Annotated in this window: 15 protein-coding genes; 13 read left to right on the forward strand and 2 right to left on the reverse strand. The window is 42.5% G+C overall.

Annotated elements, in window-relative coordinates:
- Positions 1-717, reverse strand: a 717-nt coding sequence (locus IEY18_RS17065; RefSeq protein WP_229780020.1) for a DmsE family decaheme c-type cytochrome, incomplete at its 3' end; no start/stop codon positions are given.
- 210 nt (positions 718-927) lie between these two features.
- Between IEY18_RS17065 and IEY18_RS17070 the strand changes: the two genes are divergently transcribed.
- Both IEY18_RS17070 and IEY18_RS17075 read left to right on the forward strand, forming a co-directional pair.
- Positions 928-1851, forward strand: coding sequence for a helix-turn-helix transcriptional regulator (locus IEY18_RS17070; protein WP_188923062.1), 924 nt, complete (start codon positions 928-930; stop codon positions 1849-1851).
- An 81-nt stretch (positions 1852-1932) separates the two neighbouring features.
- A complete protein-coding gene (locus IEY18_RS17075) occupies positions 1933-2664 on the forward strand; it encodes an aspartate/glutamate racemase family protein (protein WP_188923064.1) in 732 nt (243 codons plus the stop codon).
- 50 nt (positions 2665-2714) lie between these two features.
- Here IEY18_RS17075 and IEY18_RS17080 read toward each other — a convergent pair whose 3' ends face one another.
- A complete protein-coding gene (locus IEY18_RS17080; protein ID WP_188923066.1) occupies positions 2715-3197 on the reverse strand; it encodes a hypothetical protein in 483 nt (160 codons plus the stop codon).
- A gap of 293 nt (positions 3198-3490) precedes the next feature.
- Here IEY18_RS17080 and ubiD point away from each other — a divergent pair, with 293 nt between their 5' ends.
- The 11 genes from ubiD (at position 3491) to mutT (ending at position 14000) form a co-directional block, all read left to right on the forward strand.
- Positions 3491-4957, forward strand: coding sequence for a 4-hydroxy-3-polyprenylbenzoate decarboxylase (gene ubiD, locus IEY18_RS17085; RefSeq protein WP_188923068.1), 1467 nt, complete (start codon positions 3491-3493; stop codon positions 4955-4957).
- A gap of 97 nt (positions 4958-5054) precedes the next feature.
- On the forward strand, positions 5055-5765 hold the full coding sequence (gene fre, locus IEY18_RS17090) for an NAD(P)H-flavin reductase (RefSeq protein ID WP_188923070.1): 711 nt from the start codon (positions 5055-5057) through the stop codon (positions 5763-5765).
- 61 nt (positions 5766-5826) lie between these two features.
- The gene (locus tag IEY18_RS17095; RefSeq protein WP_188923072.1) at positions 5827-6408 is read left to right on the forward strand and encodes a nucleoside triphosphate pyrophosphohydrolase family protein; all 582 of its coding nucleotides are present in this window, start codon (positions 5827-5829) and stop codon (positions 6406-6408) included.
- A gap of 1023 nt (positions 6409-7431) precedes the next feature.
- Positions 7432-7851 (forward strand): pilin, encoded by a 420-nt coding sequence (locus IEY18_RS17100; protein WP_283103837.1) that lies wholly within the window; start codon positions 7432-7434, stop codon positions 7849-7851.
- Positions 7852-7915: 64 nt separating this feature from the next.
- A complete protein-coding gene (gene pilB / locus IEY18_RS17105) occupies positions 7916-9625 on the forward strand; it encodes a type IV-A pilus assembly ATPase PilB (RefSeq protein ID WP_188923074.1) in 1710 nt (569 codons plus the stop codon).
- A gap of 97 nt (positions 9626-9722) precedes the next feature.
- Positions 9723-11003, forward strand: a complete 1281-nt coding sequence (locus IEY18_RS17110) for a type II secretion system F family protein (RefSeq protein ID WP_188923076.1) — start codon at positions 9723-9725, stop codon at positions 11001-11003.
- A 57-nt stretch (positions 11004-11060) separates the two neighbouring features.
- Positions 11061-11975, forward strand: a complete 915-nt coding sequence (locus IEY18_RS17115; RefSeq protein ID WP_188923077.1) for a prepilin peptidase — start codon at positions 11061-11063, stop codon at positions 11973-11975.
- Positions 11976-11999: 24 nt separating this feature from the next.
- The gene (gene coaE / locus IEY18_RS17120) at positions 12000-12602 is read left to right on the forward strand and encodes a dephospho-CoA kinase (protein WP_188923078.1); all 603 of its coding nucleotides are present in this window, start codon (positions 12000-12002) and stop codon (positions 12600-12602) included.
- Between the two features lie 11 nt (positions 12603-12613).
- Positions 12614-13345, forward strand: coding sequence for a cell division protein ZapD (zapD, locus tag IEY18_RS17125; protein ID WP_188923079.1), 732 nt, complete (start codon positions 12614-12616; stop codon positions 13343-13345).
- 44 nt (positions 13346-13389) lie between these two features.
- On the forward strand, positions 13390-13608 hold the full coding sequence (yacG, locus tag IEY18_RS17130; protein ID WP_188923080.1) for a DNA gyrase inhibitor YacG: 219 nt from the start codon (positions 13390-13392) through the stop codon (positions 13606-13608).
- A complete protein-coding gene (gene mutT / locus IEY18_RS17135; RefSeq protein WP_188923081.1) occupies positions 13605-14000 on the forward strand; it encodes an 8-oxo-dGTP diphosphatase MutT in 396 nt (131 codons plus the stop codon). The genes yacG and mutT overlap by 4 nt, the downstream gene beginning before the upstream one ends.
- Positions 14001-14219 lie beyond the last annotated feature (219 nt).

Consider the following 14219-nt stretch of genomic DNA (forward strand, 5'->3'; position numbering starts at 1 on the left):
GTGGCAATTGGCGCAGTTTTCCGTCACCGGTGCATGCTCCCAAAGTACAGGGCCACGCTTATCGGCATGACAGCTGTAGCAGGTGTCATTGATAGTGGTGTGGTTTAAGGCGCTTTCGCCCATGGAGCCATGGGGGTTGTGGCAATCAATACAGGTCATGTCATCCCATTTCATTGGATGAGATGAGCGCTTGTTCATGTCGGCTTTGGCATCTAAATGGCACGATGTACAAGCGGTGTTGATATTCTCTTTGGCTAAAATCGGGTCTTGAGCCACGTGCACTTGGTGACAATCGCTACATGCGACTTCATCAAGGTTGTGACTACTGCCATGCCAGGCCATTTGTTCAGCGTCGTTGTGGCAACCAAGGCACACACTGTTTTGACTTGCGGCAGGCAATTGACTGTTTGGGCCAAAGGCAATCATGGGCTCTTTACCGCCACGATTATGTTGACCGATGGGGCCATGGCAAGCTTCACACTGTAGATTTGCCATGGGGGATTGTGGGTGACTGGCTTGACCGTGGGTTCCCTCAAAAATTGCCATCACGTGTTCATTTTTTTTATGACACATCAAGCAGGTATCAGCGCCTTTTTTAGAATATTTGCCTTCGGCAAACTTCTGCTCAAGTTGCTGCTCCAGTTGTTCTGGGGTGAGAGTGTCCCAAGGGGTGGCTAAACCGTAAAAACTTATAAAAAACAAAATGCCCAAAGACATTTGTATATTTCGATGCCAACTCATAAGAGTACCTATTTATTATGGGATAAATAAAATTGAATAGTAAAACTAACCAATTAGTAGTATTTTATAGGCAGTTCGAAATAGTCTGAATGATGTTTGCTTTGCATAAAACGACATGAGTGATACAGATCACAATCCAGAGACACACATCGGCAATGATTATAAGTAAGACAGTGAATTTAAATTATGATTAATTATAAATGCCGCCAGGCAATACATACCAAAATAGTTTTGGAATACTGTGAAGATATTGGGTTTGCAGTGCCTGAACCATTCGAGCACTATAAGACATTGAATGATGAAGACTCAATTGGATTTTATACCATCACCAACTTACTCAAGTTTATTGAGAGTAATTCTGATAACCGGCACTTTTTTATCGATTTAATCCCTTATTTTGAACGGCGACTCATTCAATTTATTAAAGAGCACGTAGATCTCGATCAAACACCCGCACAAAACCTATTAAACTTTGTCAATTACTATAATCACGTGTCCGATCTCAACTGGGGAACCCAAGAGAGTGAAGACAACTTATGCCTTGATGCTCAAAGGAATCCTCGTCAATACGCATCGCAATATGACGACCTATTCCTATATTTCTGCGCTACAAACTTATTCAGGTCATCGTTCGGAGAAAAGAACAATGTCAACATAAAACTCCCCTTTGAAAGGGCATTTTATGGAAAAAACATAGACTTATTTGATTCAGTTGAATTTGACAATCAAAGTATGAAAGTTTGCGTCACCAAAAATGAAATGGACTATGATCAATTAGAGCCATTAAATATGCAGGAATTAAAGTTTTCCGACCGAGTTCGCGCTGCAGCAAATAATATTCCACCACAGAATCTAAATTTAACATCCTTATCAAATACGATTGGGATGACGCCACGCACCTTGCAAAGAAGTTTAAAGCAAGAAAACACATCACCAAATAAAATCATAAATAACATTAAAGTAAATTTAATAAAAAATAGTTTACAAAAACACCAAGGGAATATTAAACGCTCTGCCTATGAGTGCGGGTTTGATAACTTATCAACCTTTAGTCGTTTCTTCTCAAAATCAACAGGGATGACGCCACGCCAATTTACCCATAGAATTTAAAGTGCTATTTATTATATGGCTTTTATTTCTTGTTTATTCCTCTATGATTATCATAACTTTACAAATTAAAAATAGAGTATTATGAAAACGATTGGCCTACTTGGCGGTATGAGCTGGGAATCCACAACAAGTTACTACAAAGCAATTAACACGGAAGTGAATCGTATTCTTGGCGGGTTGCATTCAGCTAAAATCGTGCTGGTCAGCGTCAACTTTGAACCCATCGCACAGTTACAAGTTGCAGGCCAATGGAACCAAGCCGCTGAACTCCTATCCCAAAATGCACAACAGCTAGAGTCTGCTGGCGCAGATATTTTACTAATTTGCACAAATACCATGCACAAAATCGCTGACGAAGTCGTACAAGAAATTCGTATACCGCTTCTCCATATTGCGGATTGCACAGCAAAACAAATTCAAGTCTCGAAACTCAACAAAGTTGCTTTACTGGGGACTCAATTCACCATGGAACAACCCTTTTATCAACAGCGACTCAAACAGGCTTATGCCCAAACGGCGGACGAGACTTGTAGTTTAGAACTCGACATTTTAATTCCGACTCCTCAACAAAGGCAGCTTGTTCATCAGATAATATTTGAAGAGTTATGTCACGGCATAATCAATCCAGAGTCGAAGTCTGCACTTATCAAGATCATCAATCAGCTGCAACAACAGGGCGCTCAGGGGATCATTTTAGGGTGTACCGAACTCGCACTACTGATAAATGCGCACTCTGTTGATATCGCAGTGTTTGACACAACGCTAATCCACGCCAAAGCCGCTGTAGAGTTTGCCCTAACTGCCAGTGATTAACGAATCAAACCATCGAAGATAGAATCCACAATTCATACCCGCAACTGCTGCTAATCTTTCTCTTGTAGTTGATATGTTTGACTCTGCCAATCAAATTTATACTCTCTCCCTTGCCACTCATATACTGTGCCGCCGTTCACCTGCTTAACCCGAGCGTTGGCAGGCAAACGCTTTAAGCCGCTTTGAATAGCGACATGTGTTGTGGTTCGCTGTGTTGATTGTGACGGAACAGGCTGCTTTCTTTCTCGACTAACAGAATTTAGTGGGATTGATATTCCGATTCCAGAATATGGACGGTTCCAGTAGTAACTGCCCCATCCACCATACCAATGGCGGTTCCAGCCATATCGCCAATAGGGGTCACGCCAGCGCCATGGATCATGCCAGTGCCTATTTTTTGAATAATGCTTTGATAAATGCTTTGGCTGCTGAACTTTACTTTTATTTGCTCCCCAAACCGTTGTCGGCAGTGTTATCAACGTGACCCCTACTAACAACATGGTCGGAATAGCAATTGACACAAAACGGGGCATCTTTTCTCCTACCAATTCACACCAGTCCAGTATCATCGACTGCCATAAATGCAGTGATAAGCGTGTATTTAGTATAGTCGGCAAACCTGATACAAGGCTGAACAGACGAATTAAATTACCTTTATCACACGGCACCAATTTATCCGGCGCATTTCACAAGCTTTATTAACTCCATGCACTTACTCCAAACAATGAATTTGTTCAGCAAAGTCCACTCCTTTGACCTTAACCCAAAATGACTTTAATGCTATAGTGCGCTCCACATCACATTTTAGCAGTAAGGTTATTTCCATATGAGTTTTAAGGATTTACGCAGTTTTATCGACCATTTAGAGCAAAATGGCGAACTGAAACGCATTGCTTATCCCGTTGACCCTCATCTCGAAATGACAGAAATCGCCGACAGAGTATTACGCTCTGGTGGGCCTGCTTTGCTATTTGAAAACCCCACAGGCAATAACATGCCGGTTCTCGCCAATTTGTTCGGCACCCCAAAACGGGTCGCAATGGCGTTGGGCAAAGAAGATCCCATCGCCCTTAGAGACGTGGGTGAGCTATTGGCTTTTTTAAAAGAACCTGAGCCGCCTAGTGGTTTTAAAGATGCTATCGCCAAAGTGCCCATGTTTAAACAAGCTTTAAATATGCCCCCGAAAAAGGTGAGAAGTGCTCCTTGTCAGCAAGTGGTGACCAGCGGCGACGATGTCGATTTAACGAAACTTCCAATTCAACATTGTTGGCCGGGAGATGTCGCTCCTTTAGTCACCTGGGGATTAACCATTACCAAAGGACCTCGGCAGAAGCGGCAAAATCTTGGTATATATCGCCAGCAACTCTTGAGCAAAAATAAGCTGATCATGCGCTGGCTTGATCATCGCGGCGGAGCGCTTGATTTTAAGGACTTTAAAGAAAAGCACCCAGGCGAGCGTTACCCTGTTGTTGTTGCATTAGGTTCAGATCCTGTCACTATTTTAGGTGCCGTCACGCCAGTGCCTGACTCAATGAGTGAATATGCTTTTGCAGGCCTATTACGCGGAGAAAGAACCGAGGTCTGCAAGGCTATCAGCTGTGATTTAGAAGTACCTGCGACCAGTGAGATCATTTTGGAAGGTTATATTGACCCAGAAGAAATGGCGGAAGAAGGGCCTTATGGCGACCACACAGGGTATTACAATGAAACTGACAGCTTCCCTGTTTTCACTGTTACTCATATGACCCAACGTAAAGATGCCATCTACCACAGCACTTATACCGGCCGCCCACCTGATGAGCCAGCGATGCTTGGTGTGGCACTCAATGAAGTCTTCGTCCCGATTTTACGCAAGCAGTATCCAGAGATCATTGATTTCTATTTGCCGCCAGAAGGTTGCTCATACAGGATGGCTGTGATTTCCATTCGCAAACAGTATGCGGGACATGCTAAGCGCGTCATGATGGGCGCATGGTCTTTCTTACGCCAATTTATGTATACCAAGTTTATTATCGTCGTCGATGAAGATGTCAATTGTAGAGATTGGCAAGATGTCATTTGGGCGATCACGACGAGAATGGATCCTAAGCGCGATACCGTGATGATTGACAATACGCCGATTGACTACTTAGATTTTGCCTCTCCCGTTGCAGGTCTTGGTTCTAAAATGGGTCTCGATGCGACCAATAAGTGGCCCGGTGAAACAGACCGAGAATGGGGTACACCAATCGTGATGGATGAGTCAGTGAAAGAAAAAGTAGATCAAATTTGGAATGAGCTCGGCATCGAGTAAATTTGTGGGCGGCGTAGACTAATTTGACTCTATCGCCACCTTGATACCAACCTAGCCAAAGAACAAAGCCCTCAAAGAAGGGTATAAAGGAAGTAACATGAAACAAATCTCATGCCGTGTTGAAGCACTTGAACCCTTTAATGACGCGGTGTTCAAGGTGGTGCTACGACCTAACACACCACTCAATTTTAAAGCTGGGCAATACTTATGTATTGTGATGGATGAGCAAGATAAACGCCCTTTTTCCATCGGCAGCGCACCAAATTCCGAGTTGCTTGAATTACACATAGGGGCAGCTGTGAGCGAGAGCTACCCAATGCAAGTGGTCGAGCGACTCAAGGAATGTTTAGATTCAGGAGCGAGTATTGATATCGAAGCACCCGCTGGAGATGCATATCTTAGAAGCGAGCAGAAACGCGCGCGGCTACTGATTGCTGGCGGAACGGGCTTTTCGTATATCAAGAGTATTGTGGAGCAACAAATTGCAACACAAGATCAGACCCCTACCACCTTGTATTGGGGCTGCCGTAATCGCGATGCGATGTATTATGAATCCATTGCGAGAACGTGGCACGCACAATATCCCTGGATGACATTTGTTCCCATCATCGAAGAATCAACCGCAAACTGGGATGGCAAGACTGCAAATCTATTAGCACAAATAAATGCAGACTTTCGAGATCTGAATGAGTTCGATGTCTACATTGCAGGCCGGTTTGATATGGCAGCGGCCGCTCGGGAATTGTTTAGAAATTTAAATATTGATGAAGCACACTTATACGGTGACGCCTTTGCATTTATCAAGTAACACGAATTAACTAGTTCTATAGCAAGCTAAAATCAAATTGAGCAAAAGGAAGTTAACGAATATGTTTGCGCTTCAATTTCTTAATCAGCAACTTTATGATGTGCTTTATCAAGATATATTAGAGTTCCGGTTAACATTTGACCTCCCCACTGAAGATGCCAATTCGATGGGGGCTGTGACCGATACCCTTCATACTTCACTTATCGTCGAAGAGCTTACAGAACTTGCAGATGCTGACAATTTAACAGAACAAGCCGACGCGATTATTGACAGTGTGTATGTCCTGATGGGCCGTCAGGTGCATATAGGGGCTCACCAAATATCCGATAACATCGGCATCTGCTATTTTATTGATGTTTTATTGCAAGTTGCCGAAACAAAGCAAATTGACTTCCTTGCTTGTTGGAAGGAAATCCACTCAAGCAATATGAGTAAAGCGTGCCCGGACCAGGATACAGTAAATAGAACCATTGCACATTACGCCAACCAAGGCATTGCAGCTTCTGGCAATGCTAAAGGGGATTACCATATCGTCAAATGCGCAAGAGACACCACGGTAGATGCAAAGACAATCAAACAAGGGAAAGTCCTTAAGTCCATCGACTATCATCCAGCGAGCCTAAGGGAAATACTAACCCGTTAATCGTCAACAAATGTGTGTCACAAACGGCCTTACTCTGGCAAAACGTTGCGTTCTGAAGTAATGAGGAACTCTCGCCACAAATTAACAACCTGATAACATTGAATTTAAAGAGCTTGTATTTTGCACCCAGAGAAAGGTTGAGCCAGATTTGTTAATAAAAATTAATCTCAATAAAATAGTGGTTTCAGAATTACAAAGATTGACGAATGAATTTCAAAATCTAATTCACGCATTGATTTAAAAGAAAAATACAATACTAGCAACTTTTAAGGTTTAAGGTTACATTTGTCATTCACTTCTCACTACACCAAAATACCTTCTCCGATGACCTATTTGGTTTTATGTAAACTCTGCCTCTTGCGTAAACCAAAAGTATGACAAACAAACGCGACTATAAATTGACACCCTACCCAATAGTGTCAACGAAACGGACGAAGCCAAAAATTTGTTAGAACTACATACGGTTAAAGTTGCCATTTTTTAGACAAATATCGCATAAAATTAACACTTTGTAGTTAATGGTGGTTCCATTCAAGCTCAGTTTATACTACCTTAATGCCTAGGCGAGTAGGCTGCTTTAGCTAATCTCACCTATAATGTTAGATAGCATCAATTCTGATTTAGATAAAAATTAGATTAATTGCTCATCTAACAGTTAAGCGCTCGTTTGGTATACCAATTGAAATGTTCAAGAAGATATTTTCATTTGGGTAACTGTTGTAGCAAATCTACTTTGCAAAAACAGTAATCAAAAGAAAGCTAAGTTTAATGTTTGCCTTGATCTATATAAGATTTCGCTTATTATATCGAGCGCAAACATCATATAACTATAAATTGATGGTGAGGTTTGCTGAGACAAAATACGGTAACGTATCGGCTTGAATGAAGCGTTAACAAAACGTTAAAGCTCAAACACGCAGGTTGAAGCAACTGATTAGGTGAAAACCAGTTTCCCAAAGGATGAAACTGCGCGACACAGGACGTATCAAGCGTAAACCAAACTTGTAATTCGGAGAGAGAAATATGAAAGGTATCAACAAATCTCAAGGTTTCACCTTGATTGAATTAATGATCGTTGTTGCGATTATCGGTATTTTGGCTGCAGTGGCATTGCCAGCTTACCAAGACTACACCAAGAAAGCCAAATTTTCAGAAGTGGTTGTTGGTACTTCAGGGCTAAAAACTCAGGTAGAGATTTGTGCTTTGGATCTTGCAACTGTTACAGGCTGCAGCGACGGCCAAAATGGTAATGGTTGGCAAATTGCCGCTGTAACCACAGCAGGAAACATTAGTGGAATTGCAACATCAGATGGCGTCATTACTGCTACAGCTATAACCGGAAATGGTCTTGCGGGAGAGACGTATACCTTATCGCCAACTCTTGCCAATGGTAAAGTAACCTGGGCTAAAAGCGGTTCATGTGTAGCTGCTGGAGTTTGCTGAACTGACTAAAGCTAATATATGTACACACTCAATTTCATGAGTGTGTACATTTTTAGTAATCATTATGCCAACGACTGGCCTGCATTTAGGCTTATCCACTCTATTTATACGTAAAAAGCTGCTCAGTGAAGAGCAGATGGCTACGGCTATTTCAAAGTCACGTCAAAGCAAACAATCCCTCGTTTCAACTATTATCCATCAAAAGCTGATTTCCGCTCGTGAGATTGCAGAGTTGTGTTATGAAGAATATGGCACGCCGCTTTTAGATCTTAACGAATATGATACAGCAAGTATTCCCGAAGAGTTTCTCAACAAAAAACTCATCGACAAACATAAATGCTTGCCGCTTTTCAAACGTGGTAACCGTCTTTATATAGCTACATCAGATCCAACTAATATCGCCGCGCTAGAAGATTTTCAATTTAGTGCGGGGCTGCACGCAGAAGCCATTCTGGTCGAAGATGATAAACTATCTATCATTCTTGAGAAAATGCTTGAAGAAGATATCAGTGCTCTCGAGCTTGGCGATATTGACGAAGAAAGCCTAGCAGATATAGAAGTCACAGATACTGATAAAAGGCACGATGAAGATGTTGGTGATGGAACCGATGATCAGCCCATCGTCATCTATATTAATAAAATTCTCACTGACGCGATTCGCAAAGGTGCCTCAGACTTACATTTTGAGCCCTATGAGAAGCGTTACCGAATTCGTTTCCGAGTTGATGGGATTTTGCATGAAGTATCCGAGCCACCAATTAATCTAGCAGGACGTATCGCAGCCCGATTAAAAGTGATGTCAAAACTCGATATCGCCGAGCGCCGAGTCCCGCAAGATGGCCGTATTAAAATGAAATTGTCTCGCTCAAAGTCCATCGATTTTCGTGTCAGTACTTTACCAACCTTGTTTGGCGAAAAAATTGTAATGCGTATTCTTGACTCTTCGTCAGCGCAACTCGGCATTGAGAAGCTTGGCTATGAAGATGAGCAACGCGCACTTTATGAAGAAATGCTCTCTAAGCCGCAAGGCATGATTTTGGTGACTGGCCCGACGGGTTCGGGGAAAACCGTTTCCCTGTATACCGGTCTAAACATCCTCAATACTCAAGAGCGAAATATTTCAACCGCTGAAGACCCTGTTGAAATTAATTTAGAAGGCATTAATCAAGTCCATATTAACCTCAAAGCTGGACTCACCTTTCCTGCTGCACTGCGCTCGTTCCTCCGTCAAGATCCGGATGTAGTGATGGTCGGTGAAATCCGCGATTTAGAAACAGCTGAAATTGCCATTAAAGCAGCACAAACCGGTCACCTCGTTTTATCCACCTTGCATACAAACTCCTCAGCAGAAACGCTGACGCGATTAATCAACATGGGTGTTCCCGGCTATAATATCGCTAGCTCAGTCAATCTAATTATTGCTCAGCGCCTGTCACGGCGCTTATGTAGCGAATGTAAGCAACCTGAAGAAGTATTGGACAGCGCATTACTCCAGCTTGGCTTTACTGAAGAACAAATCAGTGATGGTTTTACAGTATATAAGGCCGTTGGATGCGAGCTATGTTCTGGCGGCTACAAGGGGCGCGTCGGTATCTACGAAGTCATGAAAATGTCAGATGAAATAGCACGAACCATTATGGAAGGCGGCAACTCTCTGCAAATTGCCACTATTGCTAAACAACAGGGTATGAAAGATTTACGTCAGTCAGGCTTATTAAAAGTCATTCAAGGCGTGACCAGTATCGCTGAAATCGACCGCGTAACCAGTTTTTAGCGCTCTTCACTGTGCTGACTGACTAACTACGAAATTACGAACTAGTTCACCACGTTAAGCTCATGGCGAACTTGAAGAGCAAGAACCGAATCAAGGAATGGCTATGGCGCTCGCATCCAAAAAGAAAGTCCATAAACATAAGCAAAGCAACAAAACAATTCAAAAAAGTCAGCCTAAAATTTACACCTTTGAGTGGAAAGGTACCAACCGGGATGGGCAAAAAACCGCAGGTGAACTTCGTGGCGCTTCCATTACAGAGATAAAAAGCCAGTTAAAATCTCAAGGCGTCAACCCTAAGCTTGTAAGAAAGAAGTCCGCACCATTATTTAAGTCTGAAAAAAAAATAAATGCCATGGATATAGCCATGGTTACAAGACAAATTGCAACAATGTTGACAGCTGGAGTACCTCTGGTCACAACACTCGAACTATTAGGAAAGGGACACGAAAAAGTAAAAATGAGGGAGCTCTTAGGAGCTATAGTCAACGATGTTCAATCAGGTATCCCCCTTTCAGATGCCCTTCGACCACATCGATTATATTTTGATGAACTCTATGTTGATTTAGTTGCTGCTGGTGAGCATTCAGGATCTTTAGATATCGTGTTTGACCGCATCGCCACATATAGAGAAAAAGCCGAAGCTCTGAAATCGAAAATAAAAAAAGCTATGTTCTACCCAGCTGCAGTTGTAGTTGTTGCTATCGGTGTAACGGCTCTATTACTTTTAGCAGTTGTTCCTCAGTTCGAAGAAATTTTTGCTGGATTTGGTGCAGAATTGCCTGCTTTTACACAACTTATTATTAATCTATCTCGCTGGCTACAATCTTCATGGTACTTCTTTGCTATAGGTATAGTTGTCTCGGGCTATATGTTTGTTAAAACCCACCGCAACTCGCAGAAATTCCGGGATCAAGTCGACGCGTTTGTTCTCAAAATTCCTGCTATTGGCCCTATCTTACATAAAGGCGCCATGGCACGTTTTGCACGTACTTTAGCGACTACATTTGCAGCAGGCGTCCCATTAATCGACGGACTAGAATCCGCCGCTGGAGCATCAGGCAATGCAGTTTACCGCGATGCGGTGATGAAGATCCGGGCTGAAGTGATGTCTGGAATGCAAATGAACGTAGCTATGCGTACCACAGGATTGTTTCCTGACATGCTCATTCAGATGGTGATGATTGGCGAAGAATCGGGCTCTCTTGATAATATGCTCAATAAGGTTTCCAACATATATGAAATGCAAGTTGATGATGCAGTTGATGGGCTTTCAAGCCTGATCGAACCCATCATGATGGTTGTAATAGGAATCTTAGTCGGCGGCTTAATTGTCGGTATGTACTTGCCAATCTTCCAACTCGGTAAAGTCGTTGGTTAGCCCATCTAGTAATGGCTATTGATACTATAAAAACTCAATGAATAAGAAGTGTATCTAATGTCCGAAATTGTTAATATTTTTAGTCAAAATTTATGGCTGTTCGTTTTTGTTACTTTTATATTTGCCGCGACAGTTGGTAGTTTTCTTAATGTAGTCATTCATCGATTTCCAGTGATGTTGAAAAGAGAATGGCAACAAGAATGCAATCAATATCTCAATGAGTACCATACTGAATTACTAACGAAATTAGGAAAAACAGCACTAGAAAAGCCGATTGATCCCTACCCCGCTAAATACAATTTAGTTGTGCCAACATCAGCTTGCCCAAAATGCAGCGCCAAAATCAAGCCATGGCATAACCTGCCTATACTAGGCTGGGTCATGCTCAAAGGAAAATGTGCAGAATGTAGCAATGCTATTTCCGCTAGATATCCTATTATTGAGCTCGCGACAGGTTTACTAGTTTCAGTGCTGGCCTGGAAGCTAGGGCCGACCTCACAATTTCTACTGGCAGCAATCTTTACATTCGCTCTGATTGCGCTCACTGGTATTGATTTAGATGAGATGCTTCTCCCTGACCAATTAACTCTTCCTCTCCTTTGGATAGGTTTAGCGGTAAACTACTTTGGGGCTTTTACCACCCTACAAGACGCAGTTATAGGTGCGATGGCTGGTTATCTTTCATTGTGGTCAGTATTTTGGCTCTTTAAAATTGCAACCGGGAAAGAAGGCATGGGCTATGGCGACTTTAAATTGCTCGCAGTTATTGGCGCTTGGCTAGGTTGGCAGATGCTTCCACTTGTAATTATCCTGTCCTCACTCGTTGGTGCAGTTGTTGGTATCACGTTAATTGCTTTTAAAAAGCTAAATCAAGGTAACCCAATTCCGTTCGGCCCCTATCTCGCTGCTGCTGGCTGGATTGCACTCGTCTGGGGCGATACCATCGTCAATTCATACTTAGCGACCTTATAACATCTTCGAATCGGTAGCGACTTTATGGCAAAATTTATTGTTGGATTAACCGGAGGAATTGGGAGCGGTAAAACCACGGTGGCAACCCTTTTTTCTGAGCAAGGCATCGAACTTATTGACGCTGACATTGTGGCTAGGCAAGTCGTAGAACCCGGTTCACTTGGCTTACAACAAATTACCCATCACTTCGGTACGGGCGTACTCACTGCCCAAGGAACCCTTAACCGAGAAAAGCTAAGAAACATCATTTTCAACTCCCCTAGCGAGCTTGAGTGGCTAAATCAACTACTTCACCCGTTAATTCGAACTAAAATGCTAAAAGACGTCGAAAATGCGAACTCGCCATATGTTCTTATGGTTGTCCCCTTGCTATTTGAGAATGGGTTAGATAGCTTAGTCAATCGGACTTTAGTGGTTGATATTTCGCCTGAGAATCAACGAAAAAGAGTGTTAGCTCGAGATAATAGTAGCCCAGAAGTCATTGATAGCATCATTGCAACGCAAATGGGTCGCCAAGAGAAGCTCTCAAAAGCCGACGACGTCATAGATAATCAAGGACAGATATCTGCGTTAGAGCAAAAAGTTTTTGCGCTACACCAAAAGTATCTGCATTTGTCAAAAATATAATAAGAACATTTATGACTGAATTGATTTACGAACAGCCGCTGAATGAGAAAACACGGAGCTACTTGCGCTTGGAGCATCTTGCAGAGCAATTGCACGATAATCTGCTACATGATCAAAAGCACCGCTGTTTTTACCCGTTATTTTCGCTTTGCGAGTTAACAGAGCGCTGTGATTATCGCGGTGAAATATTAAAAGATATAGACCGGCAGATCCTCTCTCTCACTAATACCAAACAACCCCATATCGACACTCAAACAACAACGCAGCAGATCAATCGGTTGAAGGAATATAGAGAGTCTTTGCAAAGCTCTGAACGCTTGGGTACTCATCTCAAGCAAAATCGTTTTTTATCAGCATTACGACAGCGATTTAGCATGCCTGGTGCTAGTTGTAACTTTGACCTGCCCCAGCTTCATTTCTGGCTAGCGAAACCATTAGAGCAGAGACAACGAGAATTCCAGCAATGGATTTCAGCATTTGAAGCAATTCTAAATCCAATCCAATTACTGCTACAAATTACTCGAGAAACCTCGTCTTTTCGCCAAGAAACTGCTCACGCCGGATTTTTTCAAGGTGGCAGTTCTGAACCCTTGTCACTCATACGTGTAAAAATCAATGCTAATCAGGGCTGTTACCCAACTATTAGTGGGCACCGCAATCGTTACGCAATTCACTTCGTGATGTTTGAGCAACAAAGACATTCGGATAACGCGATTAGTTTTGAGCTAGCTACTTGCGTCTAAACCCTCTAAAATAGCGATTTATTCTAGCGACACCTCAATCGATTATGTCTCTCAAAGTCAAATGTCCCAACTGCCAATCAGAAGTCGAGTGGTCTCATGACTCTCAGTTCAAGCCTTTTTGCAGTGAGCGCTGCAAACTCATAGATTTAGGAGATTGGGCTTCAGAGAAACATGCCATACCAGTAAAGCCTGAGTTCGATATTGAAGCACTTGATGAAATAGGATTCGAAGAAGCAGATTTCTTTAAGGATGACTCCCATTGAAAAGAATCCATGTTGCAGTCGGCGTCATCGTTAATCCTGCAAAAAAGATTTTAATTGCACAACGACCGATTAACCTTCACCAAGGCGGAAAATGGGAATTCCCAGGAGGTAAAGTTGAAGCAAACGAATCCGTCTCACAGGCTTTAACAAGGGAACTCTTTGAGGAAGTAAATCTAGTCGTTCAGTCAACAACGCCATTAATGAATATTTCCTATGACTATCCCGACAAAAATGTACTTTTAGATATTCACTGGGTTCACAATTTTCAAGGTCTTGCAAAAGGCAGAGAAGGCCAACCAATCAAGTGGGTAACCAAAGAACAGCTGCCAAACTTTGACTTTCCAGAAGCCAATAGTGCCATCGTCAATCATATTTTAAATACAACCCTATAAGCGTTGTTTGAACCGACGATTAGCTCGACTAAGTGTCATGCTTCTCTAAACGGACTCTAGTGGCCGTGGATGGTCAAATTAAACAGTAGAATTTGCTCACTTGCATGCATTGCACTAAATCGATGACCCGTTAAAAACAACACGCACAAAAAAGCCCGCTGCAGTGCAGCGGGCTTTCTCATTTCTCTTACGAGAATAATTAGGCGCCTGGAAATGAAT

Origin of the sequence: Shewanella gelidii, assembly GCF_014647855.1 — a bacterium.
Classification (GTDB): Bacteria; Pseudomonadota; Gammaproteobacteria; order Enterobacterales; family Shewanellaceae; genus Shewanella; species Shewanella gelidii.

What these genes read in the sequence shown, in the direction of transcription:
- IEY18_RS17070 (WP_188923062.1), top strand. Translation starts at nt 928, where the DNA reads ATGATTAATTATAAATGCCGCCAGGCAATACATACCAAAATAGTTTTG.
- IEY18_RS17075 (WP_188923064.1), top strand. Translation starts at nt 1,933, where the DNA reads ATGAAAACGATTGGCCTACTTGGCGGTATGAGCTGGGAATCCACAACA.
- IEY18_RS17080 (WP_188923066.1), bottom strand. Translation starts at nt 3,197, where the DNA reads ATGCCCCGTTTTGTGTCAATTGCTATTCCGACCATGTTGTTAGTAGGG.
- ubiD (WP_188923068.1), top strand. Translation starts at nt 3,491, where the DNA reads ATGAGTTTTAAGGATTTACGCAGTTTTATCGACCATTTAGAGCAAAAT.
- fre (WP_188923070.1), top strand. Translation starts at nt 5,055, where the DNA reads ATGAAACAAATCTCATGCCGTGTTGAAGCACTTGAACCCTTTAATGAC.
- IEY18_RS17095 (WP_188923072.1), top strand. Translation starts at nt 5,827, where the DNA reads ATGTTTGCGCTTCAATTTCTTAATCAGCAACTTTATGATGTGCTTTAT.
- IEY18_RS17100 (WP_283103837.1), top strand. Translation starts at nt 7,432, where the DNA reads ATGAAAGGTATCAACAAATCTCAAGGTTTCACCTTGATTGAATTAATG.
- pilB (WP_188923074.1), top strand. Translation starts at nt 7,916, where the DNA reads ATGCCAACGACTGGCCTGCATTTAGGCTTATCCACTCTATTTATACGT.
- IEY18_RS17110 (WP_188923076.1), top strand. Translation starts at nt 9,723, where the DNA reads ATGGCTATGGCGCTCGCATCCAAAAAGAAAGTCCATAAACATAAGCAA.
- IEY18_RS17115 (WP_188923077.1), top strand. Translation starts at nt 11,061, where the DNA reads ATGTCCGAAATTGTTAATATTTTTAGTCAAAATTTATGGCTGTTCGTT.
- coaE (WP_188923078.1), top strand. Translation starts at nt 12,000, where the DNA reads ATGGCAAAATTTATTGTTGGATTAACCGGAGGAATTGGGAGCGGTAAA.
- zapD (WP_188923079.1), top strand. Translation starts at nt 12,614, where the DNA reads ATGACTGAATTGATTTACGAACAGCCGCTGAATGAGAAAACACGGAGC.
- yacG (WP_188923080.1), top strand. Translation starts at nt 13,390, where the DNA reads ATGTCTCTCAAAGTCAAATGTCCCAACTGCCAATCAGAAGTCGAGTGG.